Here is an 18,878-nt window from a genome sequence, read left to right as displayed (position 1 = left end):
TTCGGTCTGTCGCAATAGCCTTGACCTTGTCTGCGCCTTGGCCATAAGTGGCATCCGACGGTTCTCCGAAGGGTTGTACCTGGAGGGGATTAATAGGGAACATGGTGCGTTTCTATCGAAGAAACAATGCCATGGCTGCCCCCGCAACTGTAAGCGGATTGCCGCTCATCCTTGTGGTGTAACTCTTACACCATGCCACTGTGACGCTGAGTGCACGGGAAGGCAGATGAACGGCGTGAATTTGTGAGCCAGGAGACCTGCCGTTATTTGTTAATCCAACGCACCGGGCGGGGTTGTCCGGAGAGGAGTAGTCATGTTATTACATAACATATACATTTGTTGCCTCCGTTCATTGCATTGTTGGGTTAACCGTGCGTCGTTTTTCTAAACGCTGCACAAACCGGGCAATTCAGGCCCGTAATCTCAACTGCATTTCAAATATTTCCAATCGGAAGGCTTCCATGCGTGCCATCATAAAAACTCTGAGTGCTGTAACCGTTTTAGTTGCCGGGTTCTCTGCTAGTGCCCACGCGGCGACCCAATATCCGTTGACGGTTACCAATTGCGGTCAGTCGATTACGTTCGAAAAAGCACCGGCAAAGATCGTTTCGATCGGACAGGGCATGACCGAAATCCTGTTTTCCCTTGGCTTGGCAGACAAGATTGCCGGTACCGCCGTTTGGGTTGGGCCGGTTTTGAAAGAATATGAAGGCGTCAATGCGCAAATTTCGCGCCTTGCAGACAATGACCCCAGCTTTGAATCAGTTGTCGGCAAAGAGCCTGATCTGGTTGCTGCGGAGTTTGAATGGCACGTCGGCACTCAGGGTTCTGTGGGCAAACGCGAACAATTCGGTTCACTTGGCATCAATACCTATGTTTCTCCTGCCGACTGTGTGGCCAAGATCAATGCCGATGGTGGCGACGGCGTACGCAAAGAGCTTTTCACGATGGATCTGATCTATCAGCAGATTAGCGAGCTCTCTGATATTTTCGATATCAAAGAACGTGGCGAAAAACTGGTCGCCGATCTGAGGGCACGTGAAGCCGCAGCGGTTGCGTCGATCGGCAACGCATCATCGGCCAATCTTCCTGTCGTTTTCTGGTTCTCCAGCAAGGAAGTGAAGGGCGACGCCTATATTGCTGGTAAAAACAGTGCTCCGGCCTATATTCTGAAAACGCTTGGTGCCAAAAATGTCGTGAGCACGGAAGAAGAGTGGCCGCTGGTCGGTTGGGAAACCATTGCCGAATCCAATCCTGCGGTCGTCGTTATCGCGACCATGGATCGTCGCCGTTATGCCGCCGATGATCCTGCGGTCAAGATCGACTTCCTGGAAAATGATCCGGTCACCAGCCACATGGATGCCGTTAAGAACAAACATTTCGTCATGATGGATGCACAGTCCATGAACCCGACCATTCGTACGATTGATGGCATTGAAATCCTGGCAAAGGGTATTCAGGGGCTCGGGATTTCCAAGTGACAGAAATGCCTGCACGTCGTTCAGCATGGTGGCTGCCTTTGGCAGTCACCGTCTTTTTTCTGGCGCTTCTCGGCTTCATGATAAGTCTTGCCGTGTCGATCGGCGAAATTTCCATTCCGCTTGATACGACGGCCAAGGCGGTTATGAAACGCGCATTTGGAATGCCGTTTGAAATCAGCCGCATCCATGAAGGCGTCATCTGGGACTATCGTCTGAGCCGCGCCTTGGTTGCGGCAAGTGCAGGGGCTGCGCTGGCGCTCTGTGGTGTGATCCTGCAAGCATTGCTGCGCAATCCTCTTGCTGAACCTTTCGTGCTGGGCATTTCTGCAGGTGCCTCGACCGGTGCCGTTTGTATTATGGTTCTGGGCATCGGTTACGGTATTTTGACACTGTCTACAGGCGCTTTTCTGGGCGCCGTCGTTGCGTTTCTTCTCGTGTCACTGCTTGCGGCCGGCGCTGGTGGCAGCAGCGACCGTATCATTCTTGCCGGCGTAGCGGGATCGCAGCTCTTTAATGCGCTGACATCCTATATCGTCACCACATCTGCAAATGCAGAACAGGCACGTGGTGTGATGTTCTGGTTACTCGGTAGCCTGTCCGGTGTGCGCTGGCCGGACGTTTATCTCGCGGCACCCGTTGCATTGTTGGGTTTTGTGTTTTGTGCGGCCCATGCCCGGGCATTGGATGCTTTCATGTTCGGTACAGATACCGCCGCCGGACTTGGTATTCCCGTTCGTCGTGTGCGCATAACCTTGCTGGGCGTGACCGCACTTATGACGGCAACCGTCGTCAGCATCGTTGGTTGCATCGGATTTGTCGGGTTGGTCATTCCCCATGCCGCACGGTTCATTGCTGGCTCCGGGCATCAGCGTCTTTTGCCCGTGTCCGCGATGATCGGTGCCATATTCATGGTGGCAGCCGATATCGTGTCGCGTATCATCATTCCACAGCAAATCCTGCCTATCGGCGTGGTAACGGCATTGTTTGGCGCGCCCGCTTTTGCCTTTATTCTCTACCGGGCACGGAGGGCCGCATGAGTATTTCGCTGGAAAAAGTGCACTGGGCTTCAGGCGGAAGTCTTATTGTCAATGGCGTAACTCTTGACGCGGCACCCGGCACGACGCTCGGCCTGCTTGGGCCAAATGGATCGGGAAAGTCCAGTTTGCTGCGGCTCATCTGTCGTATCCGCAAAGTCCAGAGTGGCGTAATCACACTTGGCGGCGAGGACATCGCAACCCTTTCTCAGGCCCAGATTGCCAAAAGCACGGCCTTTGTTGAACAACAGGCAACGACGGAAATCCAGGTCAGTGTGCTCGATGTCGTCAAGCTTGGACGAACACCGCATCGCAGCCCGATTTCAATCTGGAAATCGGAAGATGAGGCGGCAGTACAGGATGCGCTGACACATGTCGGCATGCTGGATAAAGCGTCGAGGTTTTGGCATACGCTGTCTGGTGGTGAAAAACAGCGGGTTCATATCGCCCGGGCATTGGCGCAAACGCCGTCACAGCTTTTGTTGGATGAGCCAACCAACCACCTCGATATTCAGCACCAGCTGGACATTCTGGCGTTGGTGTCCCGGTTGCCGGTAACGTGTATCGTTGCCTTGCATGATCTCAATCTTGCAGCGATGTTCTGCGATAATCTCGCGGTCATGCATGCTGGGGAGATCGTGGCTTTCGGCCCGCCAGAACAGGTTCTGACTGAAACGCTCATTCGCGACGTTTTTGGAGTTAGTGCGCATATCGAGCGATCATCTTACCATGGCCGTTGCCATATCCAGTACAAGACGGCCTGACCATGAGCATCGACAACTTCCATCTCAAGGATGATATCAGGGATTACTGGTCGAAACGGTCGGAAACATTCGATCTGGTATTCGGCCATCGTATTCCACACGGACCGGAATTTGACGCCTGGCAGCAGCCAATGCGCGACGCTCTGGGTGAGCATCCATTATCAGTGCTGGAACTGGCCTGTGGCACGGGTGAGGTGACACGGCTTATTCACGATATTGGTCATGACGTGACGGCCCTCGATTTCTCCGAGGCCATGTTGTCGGTTGCGCGGCGCAAACATGTTGGAAAACCGCGTCTGCGTTTTGTGCTTGCGGATGCCGAAAACACGATGGAGCCTGACGAGGCCTTTGATGCCATCGTGTGCCGTCATCTGGTCTGGACATTGACGCAGCCCGAACAGGCGTTTCAGGAGTGGTACCGTGTATTGAAGTCCGGCGGCCGTTTGTTGGTTTTTGACGGGGACTGGGCACAATTGACGCCGGTTGGCCGCATCGCGTCAAAGCTGATTGCGCTCTTAGGCCGGTTTTCCCCGCCCGATCCACATTACGACAGTGCCCAAAGCGCCAAACATAAACACATTATGGAGCAACTGCCGTTCGGAGACGGGCTTCGTCCTGAACGCATCATTCCACTGCTGAAAGATGTCGGGTTTTCAGATATTCGACTGCACTCGCATGAACCGATTGCGGTGGCGCAGCGTAAGCAGGCGAATTTGCGTGATCGTTTGAGAACACGGCTTTATCGACGGTTTATTCTGACCGCGACAAAGCCGTGATGCTTAACCAAAGCGGCCAGCCCGGAATGGATCGATGGAAATTGACGTGTCCCGTCCGGCGACGAGATCGCTGACAAGTTTGCCTGTTGCCGCCGACTGCGTCAGGCCAAGATGCCCGTGCCCGAACGCATAGATGATAGCGGGGCTCGCCTTGGAAGCGCCGATAACCGGCAGACAATCTGGCATGGATGGGCGGAAACCCATCCACTGTTTGCCGCCTTCGGTTGTCAGACCGGGCAAGAACTTTGCGGCTTTTCCCAAAAGTGCTTCGGAGCGTCGGTAATTCGGCGGCAGTGACAGACCGCCCAGTTCGACGGCACCACCCACTCGAATACCGGTGGAGAGCGGCGTCACGACAAAGGCGTGGTCATTGAAATAGAGCTGGCGGGTCAAGTTGAAAGCCTGGTCGGGCAGGGTTGTGTTGTAGCCACGTTCTGTCTCAAGCGGCAGGTTTTCGCCAAGGCTTGCACCAAGGTTCTTTGACCATGCGCCGCTGGCGACGACCACTTTTGCCGCGTCGAGTGTTTTGCCGCCCGTCAAGGTCACGCGCGCCTCGTCGCTACGGGGCTCAAGGCGTTGCGCTTCGCCCTCAATCAGCTTGCCGCCTCGTGCGATGACCAGTTTTGCAATCGCCTTGGTGAATTCGTATGGCTCGGAGACCTGCAGGCCGCCGGGTGTAAACATGGCGTGCTGGAATTGTGGTGCCAGACCCGGCTGCAATTCTTCGATCTCATCGCGCCCAACACGATTGAAGACAAAGCCGGCTTTTTCCTTTTCCGCCCAATCGGCGGCAGCGGCATTGAAGCTTACTTCACTGTCGTAAAGATCAAGCGTGCCAGTGTTGGTAATGAATCCGGAGAGTTCGGGCATCGCGCGGATCACGTCCATCTCCGCAGCAGACAGTTTCATCATCGAGATCTGGGTTTTCAGGCCGTGCCGGAAGGCGGATTCGGAGCTCGCGCGCCAGAAACGCCACAGCCAGGGAGCAACCTGCAGGGCGTAGGAAGGAGGCACGCTCAATGGGCCAAGTGGGTCAAAAAGCCACCGCGGCGCCTTTTTCATGAGACCCGGCGCAGGAATGGGAATGATTTCGGGGAACGCCAGAATGCCAGCATTTCCAGAGCTTGCTCCGCGTGCAATTTCTCCACGTTCTAAAAGGGTTACAGAGCGACCTTGTGATTGCAGATAAAGTGCCGACATCACTCCGATGATGCCTGTGCCAATCACAAGCACATCGTGTTTTTCCTGATCGCTCATAAAACGCTCCCGCCGATTTTGTCACTCTTCCCAACCAAGGAGGAAGTGCTTTTGGCAAGCACTAACATGATGTAATACATACTGTCGACATAAAACGTCTTCTGTGACTGGATGACGCAAAGCCTTGAGTGTCATGCGAAGAGATCGTCTTCTTCGCCCTTTTTACTGTTGCGTGCCCGACGCGATGAACTTTTCAAATCAACAATGGGTTTTGGATAGGTCTTGCCCAAGACTACTCCGGCTTTTTCCAGCACGGTGTCTGGTGCTTCGAACGGTTTGTGTATCCATTTGTTCGGCATGTCAGCCAGTTCAGGAACCCATTCACGGACATAATCGCCCGCAGCATCAAACCGTTCGCCTTGGACAACGGGATTAAATACGCGAAAGTAAGGGGCAGCATCCATGCCACAACCGGCAACCCACTGCCAGCTGCCGGGATTACTGGCAATGTCGCCATCCACCAGTGTATCCCAGAACCACTCTTCACCATGTCGCCAATCAATGAGTAGGTTTTTGGTGAGTAGGGAGGCGACCAGCATGCGGACGCGATTGTGCATCCATCCAGTCGCCCATAACTGCCGCATGCCCGCGTCGACGATTGGAAAGCCCGTCTGTCCTTTTGTCCAGGCGCTGAGCGCTTTTTTGTCCTCCTGCCATTCAATATGGGCGATGGCGTCGCGCATATCGTAACGCGCAATATCCTTGCGGTGGTAGAGCTGGTGGTAATGGAAGTCTCTCCAGATCAGCTCGGAGAGAAATTTTTCGACGCCCGACGAGACAGAAGGGTGTTGCTCGCCGTAATGAAGAGCACTGTGCCAAAGCTGTCGGACGCTGACTTCGCCAAATCGCAAATAGGGTGAGAGTTTGGACGTTCCAAGCTTGCCGGGAACGTCGCGGCTTTCGGCATAGGACTTCACGATCTCATCAAGAAAGTTGTGGAACTGCTCGTATCCGGCCTCTTCGCCAATCTGCCAGGAACCTTCCATCTTTTCAGCCCAATGCGGCGGGGATGGACGCTCATAGCTCTTATGCTTGGCAGATGATGATTGCGCTTTGGTGTCGCGCAAACGCAGGGGCGTGGGCACACCCTTCTGACGCAGTGAACGGGCAAACGGTGTGAAGACCTGATAGGGGCCGCCACTGCCTGTTTCGAGTTGCCAGGGTTCAAGGAGAAGATTGCCATGAAATGAGGTTACCGTGAAACCCGACTGGCGAAGCTCAGCCTTTATCTGCGCATCGCATTCCCGTTCAGATGGTGCATACCGACGGTTCCAGAAAACCACCTTCGGCTTTATCTCTATTGCCAGCTTTGGCAGGATGTCCGCGGATTTTCCTGTTTCAACAATGAGGGTTACGCCTAGTTTCTCAAGTCGTTTGCAAAAGTTGGCAAGACTTTGTTCCAGCCACCATTGTACCGCGGCGCCTGGCTTGCGCAGGTTAGGGTCCGTTTCATGGATATAAACGGCTGTAACCGAACCGCCTCTTGCAAGCGCTGCATCAAGTGCAGGGTTGTCGCCAATTCTCAAGTCGTTGCGAAGCCAAACGACTGCTTGTGAAACCATCTTCCGGCTCCTGTTTCATAAAGGTGGAGAGGAAGCATACTGCTATGCTTGTTATTCTGATCGAAAGTGAAACTGGCCGACATCAATGCGGCCGGAACGGAAACCTGCGGCGCAATAATGCAGGTAATAACGCCACATGCGCTTGAAGCGGCTATCAAAGCCAAGGGGTTCAATATTGTGCCACTGCGCGGAAAATGCGCGGTCCCACCACAGGAGCGTTTTCTCATAATCCAAGCCGAACAGATATTGGTCACTCAGCTTCAGACCGTGGTGATTGGCCACGCTGACCAATGCTTCGTTTGACGGTAGCATACCACCTGGGAAGATGTAGGTCTGGATAAAGTCTGCGGTGTTGCGGTAGGTTTCAAAACGATCGCGGGAAATGGTGATAACCTGAAGCATGGCTTCACCACTTGTTTTGAGCAGATGTTTGACCTTGTCGAAATAGATCGGCCAGTTTTCCTCACCAACTGCCTCGAACATTTCGATCGAAACGATCTTGTCAAAGGAACCCTCGCAGTCCCGGTAGTCCTGAATGCGGATCTCCACACGGTCCTGCAGTCCGGCGCGGCGCATGCGTTCCTGCGCATACAGTGCCTGCTCATTGGAAAGCGTAAGGCACAGGATGCGGCAACCGGTGGTGAGTGCAGCATGTTCTGCAAAGCCGCCCCATCCACATCCGATCTCCAGTACGGTGTCGTCTTTCTGAATATCCAGCTTTTCGACAATGCGTGCATATTTGGCGGTTTGTGCCTCATCCAGTGGTTGTTCGGGGCGCTGAAAAATGGCGGAAGAATAGGTCATGGTACCATCCAGCCACTGATCGTAAAATTTGTTGCCGAGGTCGTAATGGAAGGCAATGTTGCGACGGCTTCCACCCTTGGTGTTGGCATTTTTCCGGTGCCGGTAATTGGCTATGACCTTGCGCATGAAAGGAATGGCAATCAGTCCAGACAGGACTTTTTCGTTGGCCAAACCCAGATCGAGAACAGCACCAATATCCGGGCTGTCCCAGGTGCCATCCATATAACCGCGGGCCAGTCCAAGATTGCCTTCTGTCATGATCTGCCAAACGAAGCGGCCTGATAATATCGAGATTGTGGCCGCTGGCCCCGGTTGCTCTCCGGCTACATGATGCATGCTGCCATTGGGGAACCTGATCGTCAGACTGCCGATCACGATACGGTTGGCCCAGCCCTTCACCAATCTTGCCCAAAAGGGCAAGTTGTTCAGGCGGCTTTCAAAAGACTTTTCTTCAGCGTGGGTCATGAGCCTGATTTCCTGCGGATGAAGGTCTGACGACAGTGCTTGCCACCCGGTTGGTTGCGGCACTATGGCGATAGATCGGAGCGCCTTTGCGCCAGAGGAGCAGGGCTTCCCAGTAGATTCCGGCGGTGATTTTCAGTGTCATCAACGGATGGCGCACAAAGGCGGATAGAAGTGTACGGTTGTTCAACTCTTGCCGGTTGGCGGCAAAGGATGCGACCAGCAGCATGCCATCCGGGTCTTCTTCATCGATCCGCACCAGAACTTTTTCACCGGGTGGTTCGATGTGAAAATTGTAGTGGCAGTTCATCGGCACAAAGGGTGAGACGTAAAAATCCTTGGCACAGGATTGGCGAATGATCTCCTGCTGCGAGACCCCAACCGAGATTGTGTAGGTATGGCGTTCACCGAATGTGTTGCACACCTCGTATAGAATGGCGCGCAAGCCATTTTTTCCATGGCAGAAATAGAGAGTGAGCGGGTTGAACACATAACCAAGGATACGTGGATAGCACAGCACACGGATTTGCATACCAGGCTCCAAAAGACCGGCTTCATCCAGCCGGATTTCTACCCAACTCCGCAAGCCGTTTGGCTGACCATCGCCATGGTCCTTGTCATGGAAGCTGATCAACGCACGGCGATTGTAACCAAACAACCGCAGTTTTTTGTCTAGTGCTGGAAGTTCATCCAAATCTAGTAAAAGCGAGAAGACGCTGTATTCCAGGCGGTGCCGCTTGGGGCGGTACCGCATGTGCATGACCTTTCCTGCAAAAAGCGCCGATTGCGACATTACTCTGCTGCCTCCAATTTAGGAGGTAAGTGAATGCGACCGGATTCATCCGCCACGGTCCATGGGCGTTTTTGCCCGGTAATTGCCTCTGCAACCGCCAGACCGGATTGCAACCCGTCTTCATGAAAACCATAACCACAATAGGCCCCACAGAACCATATGCGGTTTTTACCCTGAATGCGCCAGAGATTGCGTTGAGCTTCCAGTGCAGGGCCGTCGAAAAGCGGATGCATATAAGGAATGAGCCGCAAGATACTTTCCGGCGCAATTTCGCGAACCGGATTAAGGGTGACGAACAAAGGGTCGGACATTGGAATATTCTGCAGACGGTTCATCCAGTAGGTCACGCAAAGTGACTGGGCGCCATCCTGTTTCGTTTCACCAATGTAATTCCAGCTTGCCCATGTCCGTTTGCGTTTTGGCATCAGTGACGGATCGGTGTGGAGAACAGCTTCGTTGTGAGTGTAGCGGAAGGATGCCAGCAGATTTTGTTCTTCGTCCGATGCATCGGACAGCAGAGACAGTGCTTGATCGGCATGGGTTGCCAACACGACATCCGAGAAGGTCTCTCGGTTACCGCGCTCGTCCGTGATGTGCACTCCGTCATTGCTTCGCTCAATAGAGACGATCCGGGTAGACATGCGTATGTCGGGTAACGTCTCGATCAGGAGCTTTACATATTGTCGGCTGCCACCCGTTACTGTGCGCCAAAGTGGTCGATCTTTCAGGGTCAGCAGGCCGTGGCTTACAAAAAATCGAATGAAAGCCTTGAATGGGTAAGCGCGCATTTCTTGTGCGCTGGCCGACCAAATTGCAGCACCCATTGGCAACAAATGGTTGTCGATAAAGCCCTGACCATAACCATGCATGTCGAGATAATCGCCGATCGTCAAATCGTCCATTTCATGTGACGACAAGGCCAACGGCGCTTCGCGATAAAAACGCATAAGGTCTCGTAACATGGCCCAGAAGCGAGGCTTTACAATATTTCCGCGTTGGCCCATCAGTCCATTGAGACCAGAACCTGAATATTCCAGTTTGCCACCGTTTAACGATACGGCGAAAGACATGTTGGATGGCTGAGTTTCAACACCGACAGTCCTAAACAGTTCGACAAGGTTCGGATAGTTGCGTTCATTATAAACGATAAAGCCGGTGTCGACATCAATATCGCCATTGCTGCCGGAAACAGTCAGGGTGTTGGAGTGGCCGCCAAGCCTATCGTCGCTTTCGTAAAGCGTTACCGAGGCGCTTTTTGAGATCAGCCATGCCGCAGAAAGCCCGGATATACCCGAGCCAATCACAGCAACGCGTTTCGTCTCGTTCGTGGATCGTTTTTCGGTCGCCACTGCTTACCTCATTTTTGTAATGCATGTTTTACGCAAGGAAATGCAGGTTGGATCGCTACAGATCAAAAAAAACTGAGCCAGGTGATCTATTGTTCAGGTCGTGACGTACAAGCGGTATGAACACACATATTTCCATAGGCGCCGCGACGTGGCAAAAGGAAGCTGGAATTACATTCCGGCGGTCTGCTCCATTACGTCGAAAGAGCCGAGGAAATACTGCAATGGATGATGGCGCCGCAGATAGCGGGCAGCATGAATTTGAAAAACTGATGTTCGCCATTAGTGCGCAAAAGGACATTCATGCCTATGAGATAATTTTCCGGCATTTCGCGCCACGCGTTCGCTCATACATGTCAAAACTCGCTGCAGATAGCCAATTGGCAGAAGAGTTGATGCAGGAGACAATGATCGCGGTCTGGAACAAGGCGGACAGGTATGACCGCTCCAAGGGGTCGCTTTCAACATGGATTTTCACGATTGCCCGTAATCTGCGTATCGATGCGGTCCGTAAAGAGAAACGGCCGGAGTTTGATCCTGATGACCCGGTGTTCGTGCCCGATGCAGAGCCATCCGCCGACAATGTGCTAGTCGCACAACAGACCGCTGAACATTTGAAGGCAGCACTTGCCGGATTGCCGCAAGAACAGGCGAAATTGCTTGAAATGTCGTTCTTTGAAGATGCAACGCATAGCGTGATTGCCAAGAAGCTCAATATTCCGCTTGGAACGGTGAAGTCGCGTATGCGGCTTGCCTTTGCCAAGTTGCGTCTTGTCCTTGGACAAGGAGACGACGCATGATTGCGATCAGACATCATCTTAGCGACGATCTTCTCTCGTCTTATGCCGCTGGAACGCTTGGCGAAGGATGGAGCATCGCAGTTGCCTCCCATTTGGCTTTGTGCCCCGCCTGCCGCTCGAGGCTGAGAGGCTTCGAGGAGCTTGGCGGACACATGATCGACAGACTGCCGGCTGACAATAATGTCGACTCTGCCTGGGACAGCATCAAGTCACGGATCACCTGTGAGGGGGATGAGCCAGCATTACCCGTAGAGCGCACGGATGTTACGCGTGATGCCACTGTTCTTCCTGAACCTCTACGCTCCTATGTTGGCGGTGATCTCTCGGATGTGAAGTGGAAGTCATTGGGGCGTGGCGCCTACCATTTGCCGATTAAAACTGGCGATAATGAAACCAGTGTGCGTCTGCTGCGCATACCTGCCGGAAAGCCGGTGCCGGAGCATGGTCATGGAGGGCGGGAACTTACACTCGTTCTGAGTGGCAGCTTTACCGATGAAACAGACAGCTATGGTCGTGGCGACATAGAAGATGCAGACTCGGAACTGGTGCATCAGCCTATTGCTTCGGCGCAAGCTGATTGTATCTGCCTTGCGGTGACGGATGCACCTTTGAAATTCAGAAGCTGGGTTGTCCGTCTGGTGCAGCCGCTTCTTGGCATTTAACCTGCGAAAAAAGGGAGAGATGATATGGTGAAATACCTGACGGCCTATGTCGCAACGGCTGTGGTATTCTTCGGCCTGGATTTCATCTGGCTTTCGACCATGACCCGCACCTTTTACCGCAGCCGCATCGGTTCACTGTTGCTGGAACAGCCGAACTTCACGGCTGCCGGTATATTCTATCTTTTCTACGTGGCCGGTATTGTCTATTTCGGCGTTTGGCCTGCGCTCAGTTCCGGCAATTGGACAACTGCGCTTATCAATGGCGCGCTGCTGGGAATGCTCGCCTATGGCACATACGACATGACCAATCTTTCAACCCTGAAGGGATGGTCGGTATCCATGACCGTGGTCGACATCATCTGGGGTACATTCCTGACAGGAATTGCATCCCTGTCAGGATATCTCGTCACGACAGCGCTTGTTGGAAAGCTCAGCGGGCCGTAACGTTGGCGCGATCGAGACACAGAGCACCAGTCTCGGTCACTGTAATGTCCAGTTCGTCATAACTGTCGATGGCAAGATGATCCGTGTCAATCGGATGTGAGTGCGTTGCACTGATCACCACAACGTTTGCGCCCATGCGTTCGCCTGCACTGATGCCAGCCGGTGCGTCCTCAAACACCACACATTGTGTCGGATCGACGCCAAGCAGCTTGGCGGCCTTCAGGTAACCTTCCGGGTCTGGCTTGCCGTTTTCGACATCTTCACCGCAGATCATGATCTCAGGTGGAACGATGCCGGCTGCGGCGAGGCGAAGGACGGCAAGCGGACGAGGTGCTGATGTGACAATAGCCCAACGGCCCGCAGGAATTTTCGACAGGAAGTCTGCGATGCCCGGGATTTTGATGATGCCGTCAACATCATCCATTTCGCGTTGCAGCAGAATGGCAGCCTGCTCTACAACGTCGAGACCGGGCACAGCTTCGCGGCGAACCACCTCAATGGCGCGAAGGCCATGAATACGCTGCAGAAATGCAGTCGGTTCAATGCCGTTATCAACGGCCCATTCACGCCACACGCGTTCAACGACGGCAATCGAGTTCAACAGGGTTCCATCCATGTCGAACAGAAAAGCGGCGTGAGCCTCGCTCAAGGAGGAGGGAAGGGACCGCATTTCATTCTTCATGGCATGTTTCCATTCATTAGTAGTGGGAGGTTCCGCTTATCACATTCAAGCAGAGTCGCGCAGCATGATTTCGGCGTTGAGCAAAATACGTTCGTCCGACGGAATCTCGTTTTTTGCGTCGGTTGCTTCGCCAAGTTTTGACAGCAACAGTTCGGTCGCCAGTCGGCCAATCTCATTATAGTTCTGGGCAACAGTGGTGATCGGCGGGCAGGCATAGCGTGACAGTGGGTGATCGTCATGGCCGGCGATACGAATATCGCAGTCCACACCACGCCCAACCTTCAGGCCGGATTGCCAGGCCGCCGCAATGGCACCAAATGCCACGCGGTCGTTGGCGCACAAAACCGTCTTTGTCGGGAAACGCCCATGCTCCTTGAGGGTGCGCATGGTTTCGTCATAACCGAATTTTTCGAAGTCCCAGTCCCGACCTTCTGATGTTATAACCAGTTTCGGCTCTATCCGTAACTGTTCCATGGCGTCGATATAGGCCAGCCGACGGCTGGTGGCATTGTTGTTGACGCCTGGCATGCCGAGATAGCAGGGCGGCTCACCCGAGCGGCACAGATAATCGACAATCAACTGGAAACTTTGGCGGTTATTGGTTCCGACGAACGACGAGGTCTCATCCAGTGGTGAATCCACGTAAATCAGTGGAATGCTGGCCCCAAGCTGTGCAAGCGTCTGGTGATGTGACTTCACGCCAAGCGGTGCGATGATGGCACCGGCGACGTTCATCGACTTCAGTGTTTCAATGGCGCGCTGTTCAATCTCCGGATTACCATCCGAAGACAGGATGAAGGCCAGAAAACCGGCTTCATTGGCCAGCAGCTCCACACGGCGCGTGAGGGCCATGTAGAAGGGGTCGGTTGAATTGGGAATGATGATTCCCAAAATGTTGCTGCGGCGTCTATTGAGATTGACCGCAAACATATTCGGCCGAAAACCGGATTCCTTGATGGCAGCCTCGATCAGATCGCGGGTCTTGCTGCGAACAGACGAGGGGTCGTTGAAGTATTTGGAAACCGTCGGCCGAGACAGGCCGACGAATTCGGAAAAATCCTCCATCGTTTTGATCGGCGCTTTATCCACGGTATGAATTCCCCATTCGTCAATCCGGCATAAATCGATTGAATTTTTACATCTACCTCCCCGCAAGGGGACGATCAATCTGCCGTAATGATTTTACACGATAAGCTTTGTGCCGCTCCTTAAGAGCGGCATGCCTTGAAATAAATGTCCAGAACGGCATCAACTGCAGCAATGGAAAGGTCATGTGCGTAAGGGCGCACCTTGCCGTCGCGAACCCGTTCATAACTTCCCTGAAGGTACTGGCTGATAAGCGTTTCAGGAATTTCCACCCCATCAAGCAAAGCAAACAACGCATTGATTGCAGAGGTAATTTCAGGATTTGGCCAGTAATAACGAATGCGGTCGCTATAGCTGAAGTGGCGCTGCAGACGCTGTTCGTCAGATGTGCCGTGGTAGTATTTTTCCCAGTTTTTCGGATCTGTTGTCAGCACACGCTCGATAACCTCGATGAGGCTTTCCTTGCGCTGGTCAGGAAACAGGAATGCGGCGATGCGATCCAGGCCGTAGAATGCTTCGCGCAGGGCGAAGGTAAGGCCGGGCCCCACCTTCAAAATGGCGAACCCGTCATTGACCAGCGAAGACAGTGCCTCCTGTGTCTGGTAGTCGGTGGAATGCGCTTCGAAGACAAAACCTGGCATGTCTGCAAGCGTCGCACTCAGGTCGCGGGCGGCCTCCGAAACATACGGAATGACATTGTGGTTGCCGAACTCGACACCCGGCTGCACGACCGCGCCAATGGCGCGTGAAAATGCCTCTTCCACGCCTGCATCGATAAATGCCTGACGATGAATGTTGACAGTTTCGAGTGCTGCCTGCGGTGAGGTGACCTCAAGCGTCTCCAATTCTTCCATGGCTCCGCCTGGAATTGGCACCTCTGTGCCGATGATGTAGACCGGTTTGATGCCGTTATCACCACTGATGGCAGCTTCAGCAACGGCCGCCAGGTTTGCGGCGCGTTCGGCAGTAATTGCATCTGGAAGGGCAACAGGTTCACCGGCGCAGCCCATGCTGGTATCCAGATGAAGTTTGGTGAAGCCCGCCTTGGCAAAGGCTGCAATCATCACCCGTGCCTTTTCCATGGCCTCGGATGCAGCCAGGTTTTTCCATGGGTTAGGACCAAGGTGATCGCCACCTAGGATCAGTTTTTCCAATGGAAATCCGGTGTTTGCAGCAATCTTTTCGACAAAGGTGCGAAAATCTGCCGGTGTCATGCCCGTGTAACCACCATCCTGGTTGACCTGATTACAGGTCGCTTCAATCAGGAGGTAATTGCCATCTTTCAGTGCGTGCAGCATCGAAGCTTCGATAACCAGCGGGTGGGCCGAGCAGATGGATGGAATGCCGCGAGGACCGGCACGATCTTTCCACTTGGCGATATCGAGAAGTGGGTTCTGGCTCATTATGCTTGTTTCCTTGCCGTATTCGCTATGAAGTCTTCTAGCTCAGCCTGCGTGGAGGCGCCTTCCATTGGTCCTGCTTTGGTAACCGCACGGGCACCGGAGGCATTGGCCAGCGTAAGCGCTGCCGATGGTTCTTTCCCAGCCAGCCAGAAGGTGACGAATGTCGCACCAAAGCTGTCACCAGCACCAGTGGGGTCGACCTCCTCCACTTCAAATCCGGGCTGCGAAATGGTCTGCTGTGCGTCGAAATAGGTCGCGCCTTTTTCACCGCGTTTCAAGACAATGGCCTTGATGCCGCCGGCCAGAAGTTCCGCTACTGCTTCCTGTTCGGTTTTGGCATTGGCAAACAGGAACAACTCTTCGCCGCTTGGCAGGAAGAGGTCAGTCTTTGACAGAACCGTTGTCAGTGCCTCACGCATGCCTGGGCTGCCCAGAATTTCAGGGCGGAGGTTTGGATCGAACGATACAGTTCCGCCCTTTGCCTTGATGCTCTCGATGGCTGCCAGAATGGTTTCAACCACGCTTGGAGCGTATAGGGCTGTGCCCATGACGTGCAGATGGGTGCATTCGTCCAGCAGAGCCCGCGTTTTGTCGTTGAGGCTGAGCTGGCCACATGCGCTGTGGCGAATGTTGAACACGAATGCCCGGCTTCCGTCTTCACGGTAGCGCACAAAGGCGCTGCCTGTCGTGCCCTGCGGATCGACTTCGATACCCGAGATATCAACGCCGTCTGCCTCGAGGCGGTTGAGGTTTACATAACCAAAATCGTCTTCCCCGACGCGCGAAATAATGGTGCATTGCTGGCCCAGCTTGCCCACCTGATCAATGAAGATGGCAGGAGCACCGGAAGGGAAGGGGCCGATCAGCGGAACAGGCGCACGGAAGCCGTCTCCGCGATCTGTCGCGATGATTTCGACAAGGATTTCACCGATCGTCAGTATCTTGCTCATGTTATCGTCTTTTATGCGGGATTAGCGTTTTGCCTGCTTGGCGCGAACGTCGAGCCAGACAGCAATGAGGATAACCAGACCCTTGGCGATGAGCTGGTAGAAGTAAGGCACGGACAGCATGTTCATGCCGTTGTTCATCACACCGATGATCAAAGCACCAATCAGCGTGCCGACCATGGTTCCGACGCCGCCAGCAAGGCTGGTGCCGCCGAGAACCGCTGCAGCAATCGCATCGAGTTCAGCGCCTGTACCGGAGTTGGTCTGGGCTGATGACAGGCGGGACGACAGAAGAATGCCGGAGATCGCGGCCATGATGCCGGAGATCATGAAGATGGTGATCTTCATGCGATCAACTTTAATGCCGGAATAAAGCGCTGCTTCCTTGTTGCCGCCGATCAGATAAGCGCGGCGACCGAAGGTCGTCTTGCTGAGCAGGATGTGGTTGAACAGGAAGAGTGCCACTACGATCCAGATAATGATCGGCAGACCGAGGAAACTGTCGGCGCCAATCGCCGTCCAGCTTTCATCCATGATCATTGCCGGCGCGCCATTGGTCGGCAGGCTGACGAGACCGCGATAGATGCCCATTGTCGCAACGGTTACAATGAAGGAAGGCAAAAGCAGCTTGGCCGTCAGCGTGCCGTTGATCATGCCCATCATGGCGCCTGCACACAGTGTCAGCAGAACGGCCGGGAAAAAACCGAAGCCGAAGGCAAAACACTGCGCGCCGACCATGCCGGCCACGGCAATGATAGAGCCAACAGACAGGTCGATTTCACCGAGCAGAATGACCCAGGTCATGCCAAAGGCCGCGATGGCGATAACTGCCACCTGCTGCAGGATGTTCATGAAGTTGGCAACCGACATGAACCGCTGATTATAAGAGGAAAAGACAACGCACAAAATGATGAGCGCGAGAAGAATGCCGCCATACTGCTTCATGATCTTCATAAAAGCGGCTGATACAGAATTGGTCTGGGTCATGATTGGTGCCCCGTCGCGAAGGTCATGATGGTTTCAGGATTAAGATCTGCGCCGCTGGCAGTTGCGATCATGCGGCCTTCGTTCATCACGACGACGCGATCGCTCATGCCCAGCACTTCCGGCAATTCCGATGAGATCAGCAGGATAGCTGTGCCCTCGGCCGCAAGCTGGCGAATGATCTTGTAGATTTCGAATTTGGCGCCGACATCGACGCCACGTGTTGGTTCGTCAAGGATCAGAACCTTAGGTTTGGTAAGCAACCACTTCGCGAGAACGATCTTTTGCTGGTTGCCACCGGAAAGAGAGCCCGCCGTTGTTTCCAGCGATGCGGTCTTGATGGAAAGGCGCGCCACTTCCGCATTGGCGGAACGGCGCTCGTCCTTCCGCCGCAGAAATCCGAACTTGCCCGCAAAGCTTTGCAGCGCGGCCATGCTGATGTTGGATTCCACACTCTGGCTGAGAACCAGGCCTTCTTCCTTGCGGTTTTCGGTCACGAAACCGATGCCATGTTCAATGGCCGAGACCGCCGAGTTGATCTTGACGGTTTCACCGTTCAGACGAACCGTGCCCGTCGACAGTTTCATGCCGAAAAGCGCGTTCATGACCTCTGAGCGTCCAGAACCAACCAGGCCAAAGAAACCGAGAATTTCACCGGGACGCACGTCGAAGCTGATGTTTTCGAATTCGTCCTCGCGTCCTAGGCCCTCGACCGACAACATCGGCGCAACCGATGCTTCCGGAGCAGGGGTTTCGCGCTGCGGATAAATCTCGTCCATCGTGCGGCCGACCATAAGTGCGATGAGCTCTTCAATGGTGGCCTCTTCACGCTGACGCGTTGTGATGTAACAGCCGTCACGGACAACGGTGATATCGTCGCTCAGCCGCATGATTTCTTCCATGCGGTGCGAAATATAGATGACGGCGACGCCCTGCGCCTTAAGTCGCTCGACGATGCCAAATAGAATTTCGGCTTCGCTGTCGCTCAAGGAGGAGGTGGGTTCGTCCAGTACCACCACACGGGCATCGATGCTGAGACCTTTGGCAATCTCGACGAGCTGCCTTTGTGCAATCGAAAGGTCGCCGACCTTGTCCGATACGTCGATCGGCAAGCCAAGTTCCTTCACGATGGCACGCGCTTTCGTCTCAAGTGCACGGTCGTTGATGAATCCGGCAAAAGACGGTTCGCGCGTTGCCAGAATATTTTCAGCCACTGTCAGGTTGTTGCACAGGCTCAGTTCCTGAAACACGATGGTCAGGCCCAAACGTGCCGCATCCTGCGGGTTGGCTGGCTGGTAAGGCTGGTCGTCCAGACGAATGTCGCCGGAGCTTGGCTGGTAAACACCAGCCAAAATCTTCATCAGCGTTGATTTTCCTGCACCGTTTTCGCCCAGCAGCGTATGCACACGGCCACGCCTGACGTTGAGCCGCATATCCTTCAGCGCCGTCACGGTGCCGAATGTTTTGGTGACATTGCTGATCTGGAGAACAGTGTCCGTGCCGGCGTCTGCCATGCGGCGTCTCCTCAAACCTGTTGCGTCATTTTTTGCAATTTTATTCAACGGTCCCGCGCAAGGGAGATTGGGGGAGG

The 18,878-nt window shown here is 54.1% G+C and carries 18 protein-coding genes and 1 riboswitch; of the genes, 7 read left to right on the top strand and 11 right to left on the bottom strand.

Annotation, left to right across the window (positions count from 1 at the left end):
- Positions 1 to 41: 41 nt before the first annotated feature.
- A riboswitch (cobalamin riboswitch) is annotated at positions 42 to 280 on the top strand.
- Between the two features lie 181 nt (positions 281 to 461).
- From IB237_RS13430 to IB237_RS13415, 4 genes are read left to right on the top strand one after another with little or no spacing between them, the layout of a single operon-like run.
- Positions 462 to 1,481 carry an ABC transporter substrate-binding protein gene (locus IB237_RS13430; RefSeq protein ID WP_192489166.1) on the top strand — a complete coding sequence of 340 codons (1,020 nt, stop codon included), beginning with the start codon at positions 462 to 464 and terminating at the stop codon, positions 1,479 to 1,481.
- 5 nt (positions 1,482 to 1,486) lie between these two features.
- Complete coding sequence (locus IB237_RS13425) at positions 1,487 to 2,518, top strand: iron ABC transporter permease (RefSeq protein ID WP_192489436.1); 1,032 nt, start codon at positions 1,487 to 1,489, stop codon at positions 2,516 to 2,518.
- Positions 2,515 to 3,279 (top strand): ABC transporter ATP-binding protein, encoded by a 765-nt coding sequence (locus tag IB237_RS13420; RefSeq protein WP_192489165.1) that lies wholly within the window; start codon positions 2,515 to 2,517, stop codon positions 3,277 to 3,279. Before IB237_RS13425 ends, IB237_RS13420 begins: the two co-directional genes overlap by 4 nt.
- A gap of 2 nt (positions 3,280 to 3,281) precedes the next feature.
- Positions 3,282 to 4,055, top strand: a complete 774-nt coding sequence (locus IB237_RS13415) for a class I SAM-dependent methyltransferase (RefSeq protein WP_192489164.1) — start codon at positions 3,282 to 3,284, stop codon at positions 4,053 to 4,055.
- Positions 4,056 to 4,058: 3 nt separating this feature from the next.
- Here the strand turns inward: IB237_RS13415 and IB237_RS13410 are convergent, their stop codons facing one another.
- The 5 genes from IB237_RS13410 to IB237_RS13390 form a co-directional block, all read right to left on the bottom strand.
- Positions 4,059 to 5,312: an FAD-binding oxidoreductase gene (locus IB237_RS13410; protein ID WP_192489163.1), complete on the bottom strand. Its 1,254-nt coding sequence runs from the start codon at positions 5,310 to 5,312 to the stop codon at positions 4,059 to 4,061.
- Positions 5,313 to 5,443: 131 nt separating this feature from the next.
- Positions 5,444 to 6,874 (bottom strand): deoxyribodipyrimidine photo-lyase, encoded by a 1,431-nt coding sequence (locus IB237_RS13405; protein WP_192489162.1) that lies wholly within the window; start codon positions 6,872 to 6,874, stop codon positions 5,444 to 5,446.
- 51 nt (positions 6,875 to 6,925) lie between these two features.
- A complete protein-coding gene (locus tag IB237_RS13400) occupies positions 6,926 to 8,143 on the bottom strand; it encodes a cyclopropane-fatty-acyl-phospholipid synthase family protein (RefSeq protein WP_192489161.1) in 1,218 nt (405 codons plus the stop codon).
- Positions 8,130 to 8,933, bottom strand: coding sequence for a DUF1365 domain-containing protein (locus tag IB237_RS13395; RefSeq protein WP_192489160.1), 804 nt, complete (start codon positions 8,931 to 8,933; stop codon positions 8,130 to 8,132). The genes IB237_RS13400 and IB237_RS13395 overlap by 14 nt, the downstream gene beginning before the upstream one ends.
- Positions 8,933 to 10,282 carry an NAD(P)/FAD-dependent oxidoreductase gene (locus tag IB237_RS13390; protein WP_371815315.1) on the bottom strand — a complete coding sequence of 450 codons (1,350 nt, stop codon included), beginning with the start codon at positions 10,280 to 10,282 and terminating at the stop codon, positions 8,933 to 8,935. Before IB237_RS13390 ends, IB237_RS13395 begins: the two co-directional genes overlap by 1 nt.
- 221 nt (positions 10,283 to 10,503) lie before the next feature.
- Here IB237_RS13390 and IB237_RS13385 point away from each other — a divergent pair, with 221 nt between their 5' ends.
- Genes IB237_RS13385 through IB237_RS13375 form a run of 3 tightly spaced genes read left to right on the top strand, consistent with a single transcriptional unit; the run spans position 10,504 to position 12,185 of the window.
- Positions 10,504 to 11,079, top strand: coding sequence for a sigma-70 family RNA polymerase sigma factor (locus IB237_RS13385; protein WP_192489159.1), 576 nt, complete (start codon positions 10,504 to 10,506; stop codon positions 11,077 to 11,079).
- Positions 11,079 to 11,741 (top strand): ChrR family anti-sigma-E factor, encoded by a 663-nt coding sequence (locus tag IB237_RS13380; RefSeq protein WP_192489434.1) that lies wholly within the window; start codon positions 11,079 to 11,081, stop codon positions 11,739 to 11,741. Before IB237_RS13385 ends, IB237_RS13380 begins: the two co-directional genes overlap by 1 nt.
- Positions 11,742 to 11,768: 27 nt before the next feature.
- Positions 11,769 to 12,185 carry a DUF2177 family protein gene (locus IB237_RS13375; protein ID WP_192489433.1) on the top strand — a complete coding sequence of 139 codons (417 nt, stop codon included), beginning with the start codon at positions 11,769 to 11,771 and terminating at the stop codon, positions 12,183 to 12,185.
- On the opposite strand, the gene IB237_RS13370 is transcribed toward IB237_RS13375, so the two are convergent.
- The 6 genes from IB237_RS13370 to IB237_RS13345 all read right to left on the bottom strand — a co-directional run bounded on the left by IB237_RS13370 (position 12,172) and on the right by IB237_RS13345 (position 18,801).
- Positions 12,172 to 12,867, bottom strand: a complete 696-nt coding sequence (locus tag IB237_RS13370) for an HAD family hydrolase (RefSeq protein WP_192489158.1) — start codon at positions 12,865 to 12,867, stop codon at positions 12,172 to 12,174. The two genes, IB237_RS13375 and IB237_RS13370, sit on opposite strands and share 14 nt — an antisense overlap.
- A gap of 45 nt (positions 12,868 to 12,912) precedes the next feature.
- Positions 12,913 to 13,932 carry a LacI family DNA-binding transcriptional regulator gene (locus IB237_RS13365; RefSeq protein ID WP_192489432.1) on the bottom strand — a complete coding sequence of 340 codons (1,020 nt, stop codon included), beginning with the start codon at positions 13,930 to 13,932 and terminating at the stop codon, positions 12,913 to 12,915.
- 143 nt (positions 13,933 to 14,075) lie between these two features.
- On the bottom strand, positions 14,076 to 15,356 hold the full coding sequence (locus IB237_RS13360) for a D-tagatose-bisphosphate aldolase, class II, non-catalytic subunit (protein WP_192489157.1): 1,281 nt from the start codon (positions 15,354 to 15,356) through the stop codon (positions 14,076 to 14,078).
- Positions 15,356 to 16,306, bottom strand: a complete 951-nt coding sequence (locus IB237_RS13355; RefSeq protein WP_192489156.1) for a sugar kinase — start codon at positions 16,304 to 16,306, stop codon at positions 15,356 to 15,358. Before IB237_RS13355 ends, IB237_RS13360 begins: the two co-directional genes overlap by 1 nt.
- Positions 16,307 to 16,327: 21 nt before the next feature.
- A complete protein-coding gene (locus tag IB237_RS13350; RefSeq protein ID WP_192489155.1) occupies positions 16,328 to 17,290 on the bottom strand; it encodes an ABC transporter permease in 963 nt (320 codons plus the stop codon).
- Positions 17,287 to 18,801, bottom strand: a complete 1,515-nt coding sequence (locus tag IB237_RS13345) for a sugar ABC transporter ATP-binding protein (RefSeq protein ID WP_192489154.1) — start codon at positions 18,799 to 18,801, stop codon at positions 17,287 to 17,289. Before IB237_RS13345 ends, IB237_RS13350 begins: the two co-directional genes overlap by 4 nt.
- Positions 18,802 to 18,878: the final 77 nt, after the last annotated feature.

Source organism: Agrobacterium sp. AGB01 (assembly GCF_014851585.1).
GTDB lineage: Bacteria > Pseudomonadota > Alphaproteobacteria > Rhizobiales > Rhizobiaceae > Agrobacterium.
This window is presented reverse-complemented; position numbering and strand designations above follow the sequence as displayed.

Excerpts from the sequence above, each read along its gene's own strand:
- IB237_RS13360 (WP_192489157.1), bottom strand. The coding sequence starts at position 15,356 with ATGAGCCAGAACCCACTTCTCGATATCGCCAAGTGGAAAGATCGTGCC.
- IB237_RS13370 (WP_192489158.1), bottom strand. The coding sequence starts at position 12,867 with ATGAAGAATGAAATGCGGTCCCTTCCCTCCTCCTTGAGCGAGGCTCAC.
- IB237_RS13415 (WP_192489164.1), top strand. The coding sequence starts at position 3,282 with ATGAGCATCGACAACTTCCATCTCAAGGATGATATCAGGGATTACTGG.
- IB237_RS13400 (WP_192489161.1), bottom strand. The coding sequence starts at position 8,143 with ATGACCCACGCTGAAGAAAAGTCTTTTGAAAGCCGCCTGAACAACTTG.
- IB237_RS13365 (WP_192489432.1), bottom strand. The coding sequence starts at position 13,932 with ATGGAGGATTTTTCCGAATTCGTCGGCCTGTCTCGGCCGACGGTTTCC.
- IB237_RS13385 (WP_192489159.1), top strand. The coding sequence starts at position 10,504 with ATGGATGATGGCGCCGCAGATAGCGGGCAGCATGAATTTGAAAAACTG.
- IB237_RS13425 (WP_192489436.1), top strand. The coding sequence starts at position 1,487 with ATGCCTGCACGTCGTTCAGCATGGTGGCTGCCTTTGGCAGTCACCGTC.
- IB237_RS13410 (WP_192489163.1), bottom strand. The coding sequence starts at position 5,312 with ATGAGCGATCAGGAAAAACACGATGTGCTTGTGATTGGCACAGGCATC.
- IB237_RS13345 (WP_192489154.1), bottom strand. The coding sequence starts at position 18,801 with ATGGCAGACGCCGGCACGGACACTGTTCTCCAGATCAGCAATGTCACC.
- IB237_RS13355 (WP_192489156.1), bottom strand. The coding sequence starts at position 16,306 with ATGAGCAAGATACTGACGATCGGTGAAATCCTTGTCGAAATCATCGCG.
- IB237_RS13420 (WP_192489165.1), top strand. The coding sequence starts at position 2,515 with ATGAGTATTTCGCTGGAAAAAGTGCACTGGGCTTCAGGCGGAAGTCTT.
- IB237_RS13405 (WP_192489162.1), bottom strand. The coding sequence starts at position 6,874 with ATGGTTTCACAAGCAGTCGTTTGGCTTCGCAACGACTTGAGAATTGGC.
- IB237_RS13430 (WP_192489166.1), top strand. The coding sequence starts at position 462 with ATGCGTGCCATCATAAAAACTCTGAGTGCTGTAACCGTTTTAGTTGCC.
- IB237_RS13395 (WP_192489160.1), bottom strand. The coding sequence starts at position 8,933 with ATGTCGCAATCGGCGCTTTTTGCAGGAAAGGTCATGCACATGCGGTAC.
- IB237_RS13350 (WP_192489155.1), bottom strand. The coding sequence starts at position 17,290 with ATGACCCAGACCAATTCTGTATCAGCCGCTTTTATGAAGATCATGAAG.